This is a genomic window from Edaphobacter dinghuensis (assembly GCF_014640335.1).
Lineage (GTDB): Bacteria > Acidobacteriota > Terriglobia > Terriglobales > Acidobacteriaceae > Edaphobacter > Edaphobacter dinghuensis.
The window spans coordinates 289,956-307,329 of the sequence record NZ_BMGT01000004.1; the positions used below are offsets into that span (position 1 = coordinate 289,956).

Annotated in this window: 10 protein-coding genes and 1 tRNA gene; 5 read left to right on the forward strand and 6 right to left on the reverse strand. The window is 52.6% G+C overall.

What is annotated here, in order from left to right:
- Positions 1 to 12 precede the first annotated feature (12 nt).
- The 4 genes from IEW09_RS17490 (at position 13) to IEW09_RS17505 (ending at position 6,026) form a co-directional block, all read left to right on the forward strand.
- A complete protein-coding gene (locus IEW09_RS17490; protein WP_188555545.1) occupies positions 13 to 1,779 on the forward strand; it encodes a CRTAC1 family protein in 1,767 nt (588 codons plus the stop codon).
- A 19-nt stretch (positions 1,780 to 1,798) separates the two neighbouring features.
- Positions 1,799 to 3,004, forward strand: coding sequence for a tetratricopeptide repeat protein (locus tag IEW09_RS17495; RefSeq protein ID WP_188555546.1), 1,206 nt, complete (start codon positions 1,799 to 1,801; stop codon positions 3,002 to 3,004).
- Positions 3,005 to 3,105: 101 nt separating this feature from the next.
- Positions 3,106 to 3,798, forward strand: coding sequence for a GntR family transcriptional regulator (locus tag IEW09_RS17500; RefSeq protein WP_188555547.1), 693 nt, complete (start codon positions 3,106 to 3,108; stop codon positions 3,796 to 3,798).
- An 80-nt stretch (positions 3,799 to 3,878) separates the two neighbouring features.
- On the forward strand, positions 3,879 to 6,026 hold the full coding sequence (locus tag IEW09_RS17505) for a DUF5054 domain-containing protein (RefSeq protein WP_188555548.1): 2,148 nt from the start codon (positions 3,879 to 3,881) through the stop codon (positions 6,024 to 6,026).
- 74 nt (positions 6,027 to 6,100) lie between these two features.
- Here IEW09_RS17505 and IEW09_RS17510 read toward each other — a convergent pair whose 3' ends face one another.
- From IEW09_RS17510 to IEW09_RS17525, 4 genes are all read right to left on the reverse strand, one after another.
- Positions 6,101 to 7,129, reverse strand: coding sequence for an L-rhamnose/proton symporter RhaT (locus IEW09_RS17510; RefSeq protein WP_188555549.1), 1,029 nt, complete (start codon positions 7,127 to 7,129; stop codon positions 6,101 to 6,103).
- Positions 7,126 to 8,229: a mannonate dehydratase gene (locus IEW09_RS17515; protein ID WP_188555550.1), complete on the reverse strand. Its 1,104-nt coding sequence runs from the start codon at positions 8,227 to 8,229 to the stop codon at positions 7,126 to 7,128. Before IEW09_RS17515 ends, IEW09_RS17510 begins: the two co-directional genes overlap by 4 nt.
- 9 nt (positions 8,230 to 8,238) lie before the next feature.
- Complete coding sequence (locus IEW09_RS17520; protein ID WP_188555551.1) at positions 8,239 to 9,015, reverse strand: SDR family NAD(P)-dependent oxidoreductase; 777 nt, start codon at positions 9,013 to 9,015, stop codon at positions 8,239 to 8,241.
- A gap of 110 nt (positions 9,016 to 9,125) precedes the next feature.
- Positions 9,126 to 9,818 carry an RraA family protein gene (locus IEW09_RS17525; RefSeq protein WP_188555552.1) on the reverse strand — a complete coding sequence of 231 codons (693 nt, stop codon included), beginning with the start codon at positions 9,816 to 9,818 and terminating at the stop codon, positions 9,126 to 9,128.
- Between the two features lie 280 nt (positions 9,819 to 10,098).
- On the opposite strand from IEW09_RS17525, the gene IEW09_RS17530 reads away from it, so the two are divergent.
- Positions 10,099 to 11,073 (forward strand): ROK family protein, encoded by a 975-nt coding sequence (locus tag IEW09_RS17530; RefSeq protein WP_188555553.1) that lies wholly within the window; start codon positions 10,099 to 10,101, stop codon positions 11,071 to 11,073.
- A 218-nt stretch (positions 11,074 to 11,291) separates the two neighbouring features.
- Here IEW09_RS17530 and IEW09_RS17535 read toward each other — a convergent pair whose 3' ends face one another.
- Together IEW09_RS17535 and IEW09_RS17540 are read right to left on the reverse strand one after the other, a co-directional pair.
- Positions 11,292 to 16,826 (reverse strand): DUF7948 domain-containing protein, encoded by a 5,535-nt coding sequence (locus tag IEW09_RS17535; protein ID WP_188555554.1) that lies wholly within the window; start codon positions 16,824 to 16,826, stop codon positions 11,292 to 11,294.
- A 176-nt stretch (positions 16,827 to 17,002) separates the two neighbouring features.
- Positions 17,003 to 17,079: transfer RNA gene (locus IEW09_RS17540), tRNA-Pro, on the reverse strand.
- Positions 17,080 to 17,374: the final 295 nt, after the last annotated feature.

Below are 17,374 nucleotides of genomic sequence, written 5' to 3' on the forward strand. Positions count from 1 at the left end.
TTTCCTTCACGCATGAGCTTTTCTCGTCGCAGCTTTCTCTACTTATCCGGTAGCGCATGGGGCATGGAGCTCCTTGGACAGGTTGCAACAAGAGGCCTGAAGCAAGGAGCTCTTTCCGCACCGTCGGGGCGTCCGTTCGACGCTCATTTTGTCGACGTGGCGGCAAGTGCAGGATTGATATCTCCGACCATCTATGGAGGTGTCGATCATAAGAAGTACATCCTCGAAGCAGATGGATGCGGCTGCGCCTTTATTGACTATGACAACGATGGATGGATGGACATTTTTATCCTTTCGGGCATGCGTCTGAATGGTGTTCCGGAAAATACCGGCAACCGGCTCTATAAGAACAACCGCGATGGAACATTTATGAATGTCACGGAAAAGGCTGGCTTGAGCTCATCCGGCTGGGCGATGGGCGTGTGTGTGGGGGACTATAACAACGACGGCTTTGAGGATTTGTTCTGTACCTATTACGGACAAAACAAACTCTATCGCAACAACCGCGATGGAACGTTTACAGATGTGACACAGCAGGCTGGCCTGGCGTTGTCGGCCAATCCTCCTGCCTGGGGAGCTGGATGCTCTTTTATTGACTACGATCGTGATGGAAATCTGGACTTGTTCCTCTCCACCTACGTTGAGTTTGATCTGAAGACTACGCCTACAGCGGAACACGATGTGAACTGTAACTGGAAAGGGATTCCCGTGAACTGTGGGCCTCGTGGCCTGCCTCCGAGCTTTCCTGGAGCGCATGTGCTCTATCGCAATAATGGCGACGGAACGTTTACCGATGTGACGAAGCAGGCCAAGATCGACGGGCCGCGACGTGCTTATGGAATGACCGTCGTCGCGGCGGATTTTGACGAGGATGGGTGGCAGGACATCTATGTGGCGTGCGATTCCACGCCAAGCCTCCTCTATATGAACAATCACGATGGAACCTTTCGCGAAGAGGGGCTTTTCCGCGGAGTTGCATTGAGTGAAGATGGAGGGGAACAGGCCGGGATGGGAGTCGGCCTGGGTGACTATAACCGCGACGGGCACCTCGATATCTTCAAGACAAATTTTTCAGATGACACAAGCGATCTCTATCGAAACGACGGTCACGCTAATTTTCAAGATGTATCGCGAGCCAGCCGGATTGCGGAAGAGTCGCGTTACACAAGTTGGGGGACGGGGATCGTCGACTTAGACAATAATGGGGACCCTGATATTTTCCTTGTTACCGGCAGTGTCTACCCTGAAGTAGAAAAAAAGCTTTCCCAATATCCGAATAAAAGCCCAAGGCTTCTGTTCAGAAACCTGGGCGATGGCACATTTGAGGAGATTGGCCAGCAGGCGGGTACAGGAGTTACGACACCTCATTCCAGCAGAGGCTGTGCCTTTGGGGATTTTGATAATGATGGAGATCTCGACATCCTGATTGTGAATATGAACGAGCCGCCATCGTTGCTGCGGAATGACATAAAAGGCAACTATCACTGGATCAAGGTAAAACTGATCGGCACAAAATCGAATCGAAGCGCGATCGGCGCACGGGTAGTGGCTCACTACGGCGGAAAAAGCAATGTTCAAACTTTGGCCAGCCAGTCGAGTTATCTTTCTGCAAATGATCCACGGCTCCATTTTGGACTGGGTGACGCACAGCAGGTAGATGTCGACATATTCTGGCCCAGTGGAGAGGTTGAGCATCTGAAAGCAGTCAAGGCCGATCAACTGATTACAGTGCAGGAAGGCAAGGGGATTATTGCCAAAACACAGTTTCGTAACACTTAGAGCAGGAATGGAGAGCTGCATGATGCGGCGCAGTCGGCAGATAATTTGTCGAGTCTGCCTCACTCTGACTTTTATCTTCATTGCCGGTGCCATCAGTCCGACTTGGGCGCAGAGTAGCGCACAACAAAACGAGAATGTTTGCGATGTGCACAGCACACTGCACCGTGTCGACGGACTCTTGAAGCTGCATCGGGAAGCAGAAGCGCAGCTTCTACTTCAGAGGGTAGTGAAATGTTCGCATCTGTCCCAGATCGAAACTTTTAATATTGCCTGGTCTTATGGCAGAATGCATGACTTCAAGACAGCTCTCAGGCTCTTTGCTACCGTCGATGCGAATGTGCCCGACCTGCAAACGCATGCTTATGCGGTTGCACTCGGCCAGTTTGAGATGAGCGATTATCCGTCGGTGATTAAAACTCTCAAAACAGTGCAGGATAAACAAGCGCTAAACCCTGACTGCGTGAATCTTCTCGCTGTATCGTATGCGAAACTGGGCCAATATCAGGATGCATACGTGCTTCTTCAGGGACAGATTCAGGAGCATCCGCGGGATTTATTTTCCTATCTGAACCTGATAACGCTGTTGACCGATGCTGGCCAGTTTGCTGAAGCGCAAAAGGTGGCGACCGAGTGTGTTGCGGTTTTTCCGCAAAACTCGGAGGTGTTTGTTGTCCGGGGCGCCACGGAGACCTTGCTGGGGCAGTTGGATAAGGCACGCAGCGACTTTGACAATGCGGTGAAAATTTCACCCGAAAAGAAGGATCCTCGATTCTTTTTAGCACTAACTGACTACAAGTTAAGCAACTACGCAGCGGCGGTCGCTGATCTGAGAAGTGCAATGCATGCTGGAGTTATCAGTGCGGATTTAGAGTACCTGTTGGCTGAATGCATGCTGAAACTCGATCCGACGAAACCGGCCGATGCACTTGCCGAACTGGATATGGCAATCCGGCTTGATGAAAATTCCGCGCCTTCCCGCACACTGCGGGGCAAGCTTCTTTTAGAAGAAGGGAATCCGAAGAAAGCGGTTGCGGATTTAGAGATCGCTCACAAGATCGACCCTGCGATGCGGAGTGCTACCTATAATTTGGCTCGCGCGTATTTTGCCGTCGGCAAACAAAAGGAAGCGCAGACTCTTTATCAGCAGTTACAAGAACAGACAACGGACACGGTTACAGAGTTGAGTGATCGGAGAATTAAGCAAGTTCTGGCGGGAGGTCCGTAAGTTTGCATTATGTGAGATCGAACAATGATCCGAGAAGTATATTGTATACTGTAAACTCTGCCTATAATCGACATTTATGTTTGAAGGAGAGCTGTAACTGAATGCCGCCCACAACCCAGCTCTCGGAGCTTCCCGTAGCTACCTTGAAGACTCATGTCGTCGAGCGAATCCGCAATGCAATTCTGACGGCTGTCTTCAAGCCTGGTGAACGACTCAATGAAACTCATCTTGCACAGCAATTTGGAGTAAGCCGGATTCCGGTGCGTGAAGCTTTATTTCAGCTCCAGGAGCAGGGGTTGGTGATGAACCATCCTCGCCGCGGCATGTTCGTTGTCATGCTCAGCGAGGAGGATGTGCAAAAGATCAACAGCCTGCGGATTGTCCTTGAGGCTGAGGCCATCAAATTGTGTCGCGCGAATCTAATACCCAGCTACGAAAAGCGGCTTGAAGCGCTGGTGGAAAAGATGGAGAGCACGACCACAGAGTCTGACTTCGATGCTTCAAAGTTGGATCTGGAATTTCACCGGACAGTTTGGGCGGTATCTGGAAACTCCTATCTGGAGAAGACGTTGAATTCCTTGGTGACGGTACTGTTCTCGCATCAGGCGCTTGCTTATATGACAGCACATGATCCGCTTCATTGGCCGTTGCGTCATCACCGCGATCTTCTGGATGTGATTCTAGGCAAGTCAAACATGAGTCCGGAGGCCGCGATTGTGAAACATCTTCGTCATCGCTATACGAATCCAGAGCGCTATTCCAGCCTGGCCCATACGCAGGTTACCCTCACCTAAGCCTGTGGCATGCAAGCGCTACTTATAGGAAAGAAGTACGTTCATTATTTCTGTATACAGTATGCAAATAGGAGAAAGATATGGATCGCCGCGACTTTCTGAAGGGAATGACTATCGCTTCCATTAGCCCGCTTGCTGCTCATGCAAGCGCACTGGAGGCTCAATCGCAGGAGACGGTGAATACCGTATATGTCGTTTCCAAATGTCATCTCGATATCGGCTTTACGGACATCGAGCGAAATATTTTACTGACGTATTTTGATGACTATCTTCCGCGCGCAATGGACCTGGCAGCAACTTTCCGCAACTCACAGGGAGAAGAGCGTTATGTATGGACGATTGCGTCATGGATGATTTATCAGTACCTGGAGCAGGCATCGACGAAAGATCGCAAGCGAATGGAAGATGCCATCCTGGCCGGTGACATCGCCTGGCATGCGATGCCATTTACATGGCAGTCGGAGATGTTGGACCGCTCCTTGATCTCATCTGCATTGAAGATCTCTGCTGTCCTTGATCAGAGGTTCGGTAAAAAAACAATTGCGGGCAAATTAACTGATGTGCCAAGCCATACCCGCGGGTTGATTGCTCCTGTAGTAGAAGCGGGCGTTGAGTTTTTGGATATTGGCGACAATCCAGGATGCAGAGCTCCTGATGTGCCTTTCCTTCCTGCGAGTGGCACGGCTGCTCGTTCAGCAACGGAGGGTGCCGAACCGCTGGAGCCTCACTGCCACTTGTTCAATTGGCGCAATCCAGAAGGGCAGCAGGTCATGGTGCTTTATCATCCGCTGGGATATGGCGGTACGGTGGCAGTTCCAGGAACGGACATCGCAGTTTCAATCCGAGTTGCGATCGACAACTCCGGTCCTCATACTGCACAGCAGGTGAAAGAGTATTACGCAGCCTTACGTAGCCGCTTCCCCGGAGCGAGAATTGTTGCCACGAATCTGAGTACGGTTGCCACTGCGCTGCGTAAGGTGCGCGATCGTCTGCCAGTCGTTACGCAGGATATAGGAGACACCTGGATTTATGGCCCGGCGAGCGATCCGGGCAAGGTTGCGCGGTATCGCGAGCTATGCCGCTTGCGGCAGGAATGGCTGACCGCGGGACGACTCCATGCTGGAGATGCGGTGGACATGGCATTTACGTCTAGATTGATCCTGATGCCCGAACATAATTGGGGACTCTCTACAGGGCAGTATCTGAAGAACCCAGAGATCTATAACGTCAGTCAGCTTCGCAAAGCGAGGATTGAAAAACCTGAATTTCAAAAGATGGACGATGAGTGGGGTGCTAAGCGGCGCAACGTGGATATTGCGGTCCTGACACTTCCTTCTGCACTGCAGCAAGAGGCAAACTCCAGACTGGAGACTCTCAAGCCCAGTCTTCCTGATCGGCAGTCGCTAAATGAGTTCAACCCTGCGAGTAATCTCCAGACATCAAATTTTGATGTCTCTCTCGATCCTGCGCATGGGGCGATCGTAAAGCTGAGAGACAGGAAGACTGGTCGTGAATGGGCATCCTCAGAGCATCCGCTCGCTCTTTTCAGATATCAGACATTTACAAGCGCGGACTTTGCTCGTTTCAATGCCCAATACAATACTCAGGAATTTGCCTACAATGATTTTGGCAAGCCGGGGATGAATCAGTATCGTGCCGAGAGCAAAACTTGGGAACCGGAATTGCAGCAGTGTAGAGCTGGAGAGGATGCCAAGGGGCACCGTATCGTTGTAGACCTGCAGATGCCGAAGCCTGATCCATCGTTAGTAGATTTAATTGGCTGGCCAGAACATTCGACGGTCGAACTGTCGTTTCCCTCCGACGAGCGTGCTGTGTACATCACCTTACAATGTTTTCGAAAGCGCCCCAACCGCATGGCAGAGGCGATGTGGTTTTCCTTCTCGCCGAATGCTCCTGACCCCAATGGATGGCAGTTTGAAAAGGTGAATCAGTCGATATCGCCGCTGGATGTAATCGAAAACGGCAATCGCCACTTACATGCGGTTACAAAAGACGTTAGCTATCGCGATGAAAAGGGAAGTTTCACGCTGGAAACGCTGGATGCACCCCTTGTGGCTCCCGGCCAGAGATCGCTGTTGGACTTTAATAACAAACAGCCGGACATGCGCGAGGGCGTGCATGTAAATCTCTACAACAATCTTTGGGGCACCGCCTTTCCGCAGTGGTACGGAAGTGACATGCGGTTTCGTTTTGTAATTAGGCTGTGACCTGGGTGGACTGCAGATAGGACAAAACAACGCTCTTCGGTACATTCATGAATGCACCGAAGAGTCTTTACTGTCTACCGATAGTAATTGCCGATGCATATTAGGACCATCGACGAAAGCAGGCATGCGAGGCTTCCGGTAAGCGCTGTCCATGCGCTTGTGCCAGCCTGCTTCCACTCGCCTTGAAACAGGCCGGCAGCAGTAGAGCTCAGAACAATCATGCCGACGAATAGGGCCCAACCAACCGAAGAGCCTAAAGCTCCAAGCAGCGAAGGGGAGATTGCCATCCCCCAAAGTGCGACGCTCGCTGAGTAGAGAATCGCCATTGCAAGAACAAGTCCCCAGTAAAGATAACTACGATTTATCTTGTAATGACGGCAGGTGCGATTCTTCCATAAGAGGTATATACAGTAGCCGCAATTTGGAATTGCTCCTCCAAAAAGAATCAGGGACAGTACGGCATTCGATGCTCCAACCGAGGATGCGCTGCCATAGTGAATCGCAGAGTCGAAAAGACGATGTTCCCAGGGCATTGCCATCGCAACAGGCAAAAATCCGGAAAGTATTCCTCCGAGCACCGCCAGGATTGAACCCAAGATACGTTTTGAGGGAGCCTGAGATACATCCACCTGAGTTTTTCTGTTCCATTTGCCGGCTAGAAATCCTAAAACGACAGAGAGAGTTGAAAGTGCTACGCCAGCGAGAACAAGCCAGTCACCTGTCGAGCCCAGCAGAGAACGGTTGAACAACAGCCGAGGGACCAGAATGCCGACAGCATTCATGGATCCGACAAGCAGGGCAAAACTCAAGGTAAGACCGGCGTAGACGATAGAGATGCCAAATAATAGTGATCCTGTATAAACGAGCACACCACAGGCTATTGCTGCAGCCATGTCAGCAAGATGCGCATGCCGACATGCAAGCAGGAGCTGAGGCACGGTATACCAGGCGATGATTCCAGGAAAGAGCGCGAGAGATAAAAAGCTAAATGGGAGCCAGTTGTTTTCCCACGCCCATACCTTGTTAGCTTTCATCGGCAGTGGAAACAATCCGTTCATCACCCCGGCGATAGAAGCAATTGCAATCCCGGCGCTGATATTCACTGGTTTGTTCCTGGCCGATGAGAGAGATGTTCTCTTTCGAGATTCATAAGCGCCGCGCGCATGAATCCCAGTGTGTGCGCCATGCCGGCATGCCAGGGAGCAGTACAACTCATCTGCGGAGTGTGGTCGGGAATAAGAACGCCATCAAATCCGTTGTGATCGAGGATGGACAGGATCCTGAGCATATCGATATCGCCGTCGTCGATAAAGGCTTCTTTGTAATTTGGAACCTTGCCGCGAACATTGCGGAAATGAATGTAAGCGATGCGATGCTGCTTGCTATATCGATCAACAGTGCTATAGATATCACCTTCGCTCATTTCAGCAAGCGTTCCCAGGCAAAACTCAAGGCCGTTTCTGGAGCTGTGATTGATGTCTATCAACCTTTGATACATATCTGGTTGATAGACCAATCTAGGCTGCTGACGCATCGTTGGCAGAGGCGGATCATCGGGATGGGCGGCAAGCGTTACGCCGGCTTCTTCCGCAACAGGAAGAACCTCTTCGAGAAATCGCTCGAGTCTCGTCCATAGTTCTTCGTGTGAAATAGAGGTAAGTGTGCCCGCGGGAGCATGCTGATCGTAAATCATGTTCCAGACCATGCCGTTTGGAATGGGTGTCTCGACAGGTCCATCGAGACCCACAGACACGGCACCACCTCTTGCGAATGGTCCCTGGATACGTCCGCAGACACCGGCCAGACTGAAGTTATAGCCGAGGATCGGGATTCCGGCTTCTCCCATTCGGCGAATGATGGTTTTGACATTCTCAATATGAGCAGCCCGCTTGGGGCCGTCGAGCAAAATATCGTGCCAATGGGCTGGGTCGAGGTTTTCGATTGCTTCAAGGCGAAGCCCGAAAGCTTCTATCTCGGTCTTTAAGCCGCTAAGCTCTTTTTGTGTCCAGATATGCTCCGGATCTCCGGCGATTCCCCACGGGCTATCTTTTCCACCTGTAGGTTGATTGTTGGCCGGGTTAGAAGCACCGCCCTTGAAGTAATCAACCAAGTGGACGACGACGTGAGTACATCCTGCCTGAGCAGCGAAGGCATAGTGCTCGGGGGTTAACATGTGGCGATATAAGCCAAGACCAAGTTTCATATCTAGGAATCATCCAATCTTCGGGATGCTGACGCCGAAATCTACTCGGAGTATCTGACCCGTTATCTCCCCTGCCATCTCGGAGCAGAGGAATACAAATGCATCCGCAATTGCTTCTGGCGAATTGCGCTTTCCCATCGGAGCAACGCGAAGTACGAATTCTCGATACTCCTGGTCCTCTTCAAAGACCTTGAGCGAACTACCTGCAGCCACATTCCCCGGAGAGATCGCGTTGACCCGTATGCCCGCCGGGGCATATTCAAGGGCGAGGCAGCGGGTAAGGTGCTCTAATGCAGCCTTTGCTGTAGCGTAGGCCGGTATCCGGGTATGTGGAATTTGTGCCACATAGGACGAAGTGAAGATCAGGTGGCCGGTAACTTTGCGGCGCACCCATTGCGCAAGGAAAGCGCGCGCCAGATAAGTTTGTGCAAAATAATTGAACTTGAAGATGCGATCAAAGTCAGCTTCTGCTGTTTCGGCGAACGGATGAAGTCCACATCCTCCAGCATGGCCCAAAACAGTGTCCAGGTTTGAGTAGCGACCCATCATGTCATGGACGATTGCTTCTACTTCAGATGAATTTGTTACATCCATCTGGTGATAGACGTACCTTGAAGGGTGAAGCTTCCAACTCTCGATTACAGAAAGAGCCTCTGCATTGGATTTTGCGTCAGTGAGAATAAGAAAGGCGCCGGCTTCTTCGAGCTTGCGGACGATATGTTCGGCAATCGCACCAAGAGCGCCTGTAATCAGGATGGATTTTTGCCGCAGGTCGATGTTGATCATGAGATTCACCTTGCTGTTGTACTGAGAATTTCAGTGCTCCACTGTAATCGCGTCTTTAATGTCCGCAGAGTAATGGAGAACTATTCCGTCCAAACCCAATCGAGAGCCCTTCACATAATTCCGTGTTCGGAATATGCGGCAACTGCACTTAGTCCAGCTTCAAGGGATTTCTTGACCAACTTTTCGCCACGAGCTTTTTCAAGAGCCTTGCTGAAGACTTCTCGCTCTGCTTCCTTCGGAACAATGCAAACGCCATCAATATCGCCAAAGATAATATCGCCTGGGTGAATCCTGACAGCTCCTATCTCAATAGGCACTCGGAAATCGTGCACCTTATAGCGAGGGGCAGAGTCCTGACCGTAGGAGCCATAGCCAAAGGTCGGAAAATTCATTCGAATCAATCCCTTTGTGTCCCGGTAATAGCCGTCTAAAACCGCTCCTCTTGCTCCCAGTTTTGTGGCTCGGGTCGCCATCATTTCACCCCATGTGGCATTTCTCGGAGCAGATCCGGTGCAGATATAGACTTCGCCTTTTTGCAAATCATCGACGGCCTCAAGCATCAGTCCGAAAGGCTTTTCCATTAGCCGGTTTGCTGAGCCCGGAGATGACTCCTCAAAGACGTTTCCGCCTAAGACGGGCATCGCGCGGCCTATAACAATCGCCTCATTGAGGATGGGCCTGATTTGAGGAGGGAGAAATTGATGGAAGAGGCAGAGTTTGTCCATGATGTCGCCGACGACACAAGTAAACAATTCACGTTCTGCAAGCGTAAAAAGTTCGTCATCTGTACTCCAAGCAGTCATGTGCTCTCCTTGCTTGCCTATGGTCAGAAAAAGAAGCAAAGCTATAGCTATACTTTTTCGATAATGGCATACTGTATACAATATGTCAAAATATAAAATCTCAAATTATGATTCTATAAAGCATATTAAATCATTTAATGTGATCTTATCTTCATAATAGAGGTTGCTTGGCATGCTTGAGGACTTGCAGATGTAGAAACCGGTAATGAGCGTAAGAGTACGTGCGGCTATGACGGTTACGAATCGGCGAAGTGCATGAGGGGCCAGACGGGAAATCTTAATGCTTGCTTTATCTCTTGATATGGGTGGAACACATATTGGTTGCGCGGTGGTGCGCGACCAGAAGATACTTGCCTGCTCCTCGCTTGCAACCGAGAGTGCTAAGGGGCTCGGTTCCATACTTCCCCTGATTGCACAGACCTTGCAGCGTCTTCTAGACGAGTCCGGAGAGAATCTGGATGCGTGCTCTGGTCTCGCTGTCGGCTTTCCGGGAATCATCGATGCTCGAACCAACTGCATCCTTTCCACGTTGAAGAAGTATGAGGACGCGAAGGAGTTGGATCTCGCTGTATGGAGCAAAGAGGTTCTTGGTTTATCTCTGCGTATGGAGAACGACGCACGCATGGCTCTGCTCGGAGAGCAATTTGCGGGAAGCGCTCAAGGGCTAAACGATGTGGTCATGATGACACTGGGGACAGGCATTGGTGGAGCAGTGATGATTCATGGCAGGCTGTTGCGCGGTGCACATGCACAGGCTGCCTGTCTCGGCGGCCATTTGCCGGTTCATTACCGGGGACGGCTTTGCAAGTGCGGCAATATCGGCTGTGCCGAGGCGGAAGCGTCCGGTTGGGCTTTACCGGGAATTATTCGGGAGCATCCAGCGTTTGCAACCAGCCTCCTTGCCCTGGAGCCGGAGCTGAACTTTCGTCAGCTCTTTGATATGGCTAACCGGGGAGATCGGGTTGCCTTGGATGTACGGCAGCACTGCCTGGAGGTTTGGGCTGCGAACACAGTGGCATTAATTCACGCTTACGATCCCGAAGTTGTGATCATGGGAGGTGGAGTCTTGGGCGGCGCGGACGTCATATTGCCTTTCGTGCAGAACCACGTCAACAAGCATGCTTGGGCTGCATGGGGAACGCCTGTCATACGTGCCGCGGAGCTTGGCGAGAATGCCGCTCTTCTGGGGGCAGTTCCGCTGCTGGCGGAAGAACGCTCATGTGATGAGAAAGCTACCGCGACTGTAAGGGCATAGTCGCCTCTCTTTTTTACAGAATCTTCCCTTATTTCCTATCTCATCCACATAGCTGATCGATCATTGTGTCTTTGAATGTTGGTGCTGGCTAAGAGCCATATCTCATGGAATACATCATCGAGATACGACCCGGTGCCGAAAGCTCAGAGCGTATTCGAACTCGCGAAATGAGGCATGGTTACATCTTATAGTTCAAGACTTTACACCTGATCAGGTACCTATTGAACGATAACCACCGCATTGGCGGAGGTTGTAATGCTCGAATTAGCCGAATCCACCCCTGTCAGGGTAAACGTATAGGTACCTGCCGTGGTCGCCGGAATACTAGAGCCGCCTGGACCAGAGCCCGAACCGCCTGAGCCGGAGTTCGAACTGTCGCTTCCAGCGCATCCAACTACACCTGCGACAACAACGATTAAGAGAAGTGCCAACATTGGCATCCAGCGTCGCCTGCGAGCGGGAACTCCGATCAGAAATAGACCGGCCAAAATCGTTCCACCGCCAAAACCAAACAGATTCATCCGAGTGGGAGCGATGAGTGCCGTAGTTGATGCTGCTTTTGTCTGCACGGTCAGCACAGTCGCTCCAGTTCCCCCGGTCGCGATTTTCACACTTGTTGGATTGAGGCTGCACGTTGGCAGACTTTGTGCGCCTGCTGGTGAGCCGACGAGGGTACAACTCATATTCATCGTGCCGGAGTAGGTACTGCCGGCAGAGAGAGTGACGTTCGTTGTTGTGCTGCCACCGGGCGGAACTCCAGCTGGTGTGAGCGTGGCAATTACAACTTGTGACACCGTGATGTTTGCGGTTCCGCTTGCCCCTGCATATGTTTCATCACCGGAATATGTGGCTGTCAGCTTGTTGGCGCCACTGCTCAGCGCTCCAGCAGGAATGGTAAAACTTGCCGCGCCGGTTGCAAGTGTCTGCTGTGCATTATAAGTGCCACTCATCAGTGTCACTGTTCCAGTGGGACTCGGTTGGCCATTTAAACCTGCAACGGTAATAGAGACAGTATTGGTTTGCTCATTGGTGATCGTAGACGATGCAGGTGTCATAGTTACTGCTGATGCACTCTTTACTGCAGTCGTTACGGTTACCGATGCTGCTCCGGTTGCGCCGTTATATATTGTCGAGCTAGCGCTATCCGGTGTGTAGGTAACAGCCAGGGGATCCACTCCAACTGCAAGCGAACCTGCGGGGATGTTGATTGTTGCAGTACCACTGCTAAGTGCTGCAGCGGCAGTGAAACCTCCGCCGCTAAATGTAACTGAACCCGTAGGAGTTGCCTTGCCGCTTCCACCACTGACAGTAACTGTAGCCGTCAACGACTGTGCCGTCGTAATGGCGGTTGCAGATGGAGTGAGCGTCACTGTGGGGTTCGTCTGTGGCGGAGTATCGATCGATACGTATGCGTAGTCGGAGGTGCCGCCACCCGGCGCCGGAGTGGTCACTTGCACGTTGAGTTGGCCGGTCGCAGCGATGTCAGAGTCCAATACCTGGGCAGTAAGCGAAGTGCCGCTGACGTAAGTGGTCGCGCGAGGGCTTCCATTGATCAGCACGGTGGATGCGTTGGTGAAACCGCTTCCGGTCAACTGCATGGAATATGTCGGTCCACCGGCGTACACCTTTGCCGGCGAGACGGAGGCCAGGATTGGAATCGGCGTAATGCCGCTGGAAGTTACCAGATCGCTGGTGACAATCACAATCTGGTTTGCGCTTGGATTGGTTCCGGTTGTATCAAGAAGACGGAAGGCAAATCCGTTGATACCCCAGCGCATGAGATCAACCGCACCGGTCGAGTTGAGTCCCAAAAATGGAACAGCGCCTATTAGAGCCTCGCTTGCCTGATCATAGACATCGATACCAAGCGACTCATATTGGGCGTACTGTGCGAATCCATCCAGAAAGTATGTATGCCCGTTGGCTGTGTCGGGAATGACGCTGCCTGTGTAGGTCAATGGATTGCCATTTGCTGCGAGGTACGTTCCCAATAGCTTTTGTGTTGATGGCTCCCAAACCTGGCCGGTGTTTGTGTAGAGCAGCGCGCCGTCGGAGCGCACGATCGAGCCCGATTGTTGAGGAGGTTGTCCGGACATCACTCCGCCCGCCATGCGCGAGAGGCCCGAAGGGCTGACCTGAATCTCTGCAAAGAAAGTGCCGCCGGTTGGGGCGACTGGCAAGCCATAAATGATCGACGGCGAGGAAGTAAAGGTGAAGGTGTCGAGCCAGAAAATACTGTTCCCTCCATTGACCAGACTCTGGCCGGGAATCCAGTTGACCAGGCCCGAGTCGTTGTAGAGCGCCGCTCCATCTTCGGCAGGGTCTACATTGGCAAACAGTTCGACGACGATCGACTGCGGGGAGCCGGGAACAACGTGCATCTCCTGCACATAGGTCTGTCCCCATTCCGAATCTACGGGGAGATTGAAGGTCTTTTCGATAGCTAGTGTCTTCAGGTTGATGCGCTGCAAGACGCCGGTCGATGCTACATAGAGTTCGCTGCCGTCGTCGGAGACAGCCAGGGCACGCGGCCCTGCCGCTACCGTGATGGGTGTCATCATAGCGCCGGTGGCGGGATTGATGGGAATGATGGTATTTGGATTTTGCGATGCAGTGGCAGGAATAGCGGCGTAGAGCAGACCGCCAACCGGGTCCACGGTCAACGCGCTGGCCGTCAATGGAAGTGAGCGATAGCCGATGAGCGGATAGGAGGAGCTGCTGCCGCCGCCTGGCGTGGGATTGACCACCGTAACCGGGATCGCACCGACTGTGTTCACGACAGAAGGATCGAAGGTGACACTAAGGCTGGTGTCGCTCTGGTATGTCGTCGGCTGGGCAACGCCGTTGATGTAGACGACGGAGGCTGCGAAGAAGTTGGTCCCCTTCACGGTCATTGTGATGGGGGTTGTTCCGCCGATCGGATAGGACGGGTTAAACAGCGCGGTGATCGTGGCAATCGGATAGGAGGCGTAGGCGGTACCTTGCAGAGGAGCACTGATTGTCGGATGAGCAGGATCGCTGCTTGAGACCGAGAGGGTTCCACTGAACGTTCCAGGTGCCTGAGGCGCGAACTGTACGACGATTGTACAGTATTGGTGAGCTGCCAGCGTGCCGGTGCAGTTGCTGCCGGGCGCTAAGACGAAGCCGTTGGAGACGGCAGTCTGCTGCGGATAAATGGTGAGTGGAACCATGCCGCCGTTGTAAACGTCAACATACCTGATTGGACTTGTTTGTCCTACCAGCAGCGACGAGAAGATCGTTGTTGAAGCACCCTGTGACCCGAACTCCGCAAGCGGTTCTGCGCCGTTGCCGCTGAGTGGTATTGAAGTAGTAGTGATCGAGGCATTGGAGGTGAAGGTCAGTTGGCCTGCATAGGCTTGTACCGCCGTGGGCGCAAATTCGACACTCACGTCGCAGGAGCTTCCAGCCGCTAACGATCCGATGCAACTGTTAGTGCCGGCCGGCACGGTGAAGGCTGCATTGTCTGAAGTAATTGAAGTGAAGTCGAACGGCGCATCGCCGCAGTTGGTGACGTGCTCGATGAGCGATGCCGTCGTCTGGGGCAGAAGGTAGTTGAAGGAAAGCTGTGTGCTGGCTAAGCAGAGTGTTCCACTGGAGACAGCAGGGTCGATGAGTGCGACGTAGGCGTAGGTTGCGCCGCTATATCCAGGACTGGGAGATGGGACCGAACCCGCGTATACACTCGGTGTTGTATACATTCCATATCCCGCGGCGCCGGAGACGTGCGCTTTATGGTTGGCGCCAACTGCGACGCTGCTGGCGTATCCTGAGGCGCTCCCGCCGAGAAAGGTGGAGAACTTCAATGTCTGACCGGTGGGATCAAACTGATCGAGGGTTGAGGCAAGCGCCGGGAAAAGAGTTGTCGGAGGAAAGATTGCTTGAATAGGGTGAACCAGCGGGAACTGAGGGTTCGAAGTTTGCCCGGCCAGCCAGATATCGCCATCGGGATCGAGTGCCAGCCCATTGATTTTGTATGATGTGTCGCCGAAGACCGTGGAGTAGTCGAGGGCCGATCCGTCGGCGTTGAGCTCGGTGAGGAATGCGCCGCTATTCCCAGTGTTTTGCTGATAGGCGTTCGCTGTCGTCGGATAGGTTGTGGCTGGACTGTTGCCTGCGACAAACACATCACCCGTGGGCAGAGCAGCGATGCCGGTTACCACGTAGGCATAGTCCAAATAGGTGGAATAGAGAATGCTCTTCGCATCCGGCGAAACCTTCGTCACAAACGGGGTCGCATACGGCATCGACCCGGTAATTTGTTTTAGGTATGCATTGCTGGAAATTGGCCATAGCGTTCCGGCCTGACCGGCAACAAAGGCATCACCGGCGGCGTCGACGGTGATGCCTGATGCCCCAGTTGGGCCTCCTCCTCCATTTTGCGGGTCTGCCGTTCCCAGCACCGCGCTGTAGACAAGAGTCCCGGTTGGACCGAACTTAGCTAGAAAAATGTCGGAGCTGTTGCGAGACATGCCTACGGCCGTCTGATCGAGCGCACCTGGCGAGATGAAAAAACCGTCTCCGGTCTCGCCGGTGACATAAGCATTTCCCGACGAGTCGACAGCGACGGCTGTTGCATAAGTTGCCGGGACCGGTGAAACGGAAGGCGCAGTTCCCAGCATTGTCCCGTAGTTCAGAGAAGACCCATCAGCCGAGAGCGAAATGAGAAATCCGTCATATGCATTAATCGTTGTGGCAATCGTCTGCCCATTCTTGGTTGGAAAGTCAGAGGCACCCGTCCAGCCGGATACAAGCACGTTTCCATTGGCATCGACAGCAATGCCTGTCGGTTGAGCGAAGCTATTGCCTCCAAGCACGGTGGAGTAGATGAGGTTCTTGCCATCGGCGCTCAGTTTGCTGATAAAGGTCACAACAGTGTTCGTTGTACAGGTTGTGCATCCTGCAAACGCACCGGGAGTCACCGGAACTCCGAAAGTTCCATATCCTGCGACATAATTGTTGCCGCCGGCATCGGTCGCAATCAGATTGGCATTTGGAGCCAATGGAGAAAGATAGGTGGAAAAAGAGAGGACAGGATCGATCACCAGCTTTTCCGACGTGTCATAGTTGCCCAGTTGGAAATGGATCGTTCCCTTGTGATCGACCATAAAGGCGGCGTCCACATCGCGCCGTACGCCTGCCACAGTCTGGTAAGCAATGGGCCGCCGAAAGGCGATTGCTCCGCCAGCTAAACTGACCTGCAGGTTACCGTTCTTATCTAAAGCTACCTTCTCTGCCCCATCGAGCCGAAAGGAGATCTGCTTGGGATTTGCCCCGGGCTGCACCTCGAAATCGTGCTCCAGAGACTCGCCATTACCGTAGAACACAAGATCCGTTCCGGGATAAATCCGGCTGTAGCGCACCTTTGTATAGTTAGGCAATCCGCGTAGCCAATGAGCAGGGTCGTTACCCACCAGATAGTTCGTGTGCCCTTCGAGCGCGTCACCACCAGTTATCACAGTATCTTCACGCCCACCCACCAGACGCATCTTCACCTGCGAGGTAATCTTCTTGCCACCTGACAAACTGAAGAGAACGCCATCTTTCTCGAACCCGCCCGCTAATGTGCCTTCGCGCAGAATGTACTGAACCTCTGCAGATGCCTGGCCTCTGTTTGGCTCAAAAACCAGTGGTAACCGGGCTGTAATCGATTGAGCGGCAAAAGCCGATGTGGAACAGAGGAGAAGAACAGCAGGCAGAAATAGCAACCAACCACTTCGGTTGAAGAGTCGCACAGAGGCTCCATTGGAAGACCAAGTTATCGAAGAGCTATCACTATACAACACCCTGCACTTCTGTCTTGATCTCTAGGCAGTGAAGCGATCATAAGTCTCACCCAGGGACACTGCATCCTTTTTCACACAGATTGTTGCCCCTTCCTAGTCATCTTCAAAAAGTCCAAATGGAAGAATGGTCGGGGCGAGAGGATTCGAACCTCCGACCCCCTGGTCCCGAACCAGGTGCGCTACCAGACTGCGCTACGCCCCGAATGTACTGCGGTGAGATGTCAATGGAAGGAACGCTTCATATTGCTCAAGCACTTGGGTAGGCTTGCTGAACCGCCGTACTGACTGACTTAGTTTAGCAGATAATTGTCTGCGGTTGCGGCTAGTGTGGGTGCCATTTATAGTTATATGTATGGCGTCTCCTGTCATCTGCGCGTGTTGTTGTTGCCGGATGGTCTTTGCGTGCTGTCCACGCTAGTGACCCATACCCCCTTTCCACAATCCAAACCCTTTGCTTAGAAGCCCTCGGTTTGTGGCCTTTGAGATTTAGCCCTTTG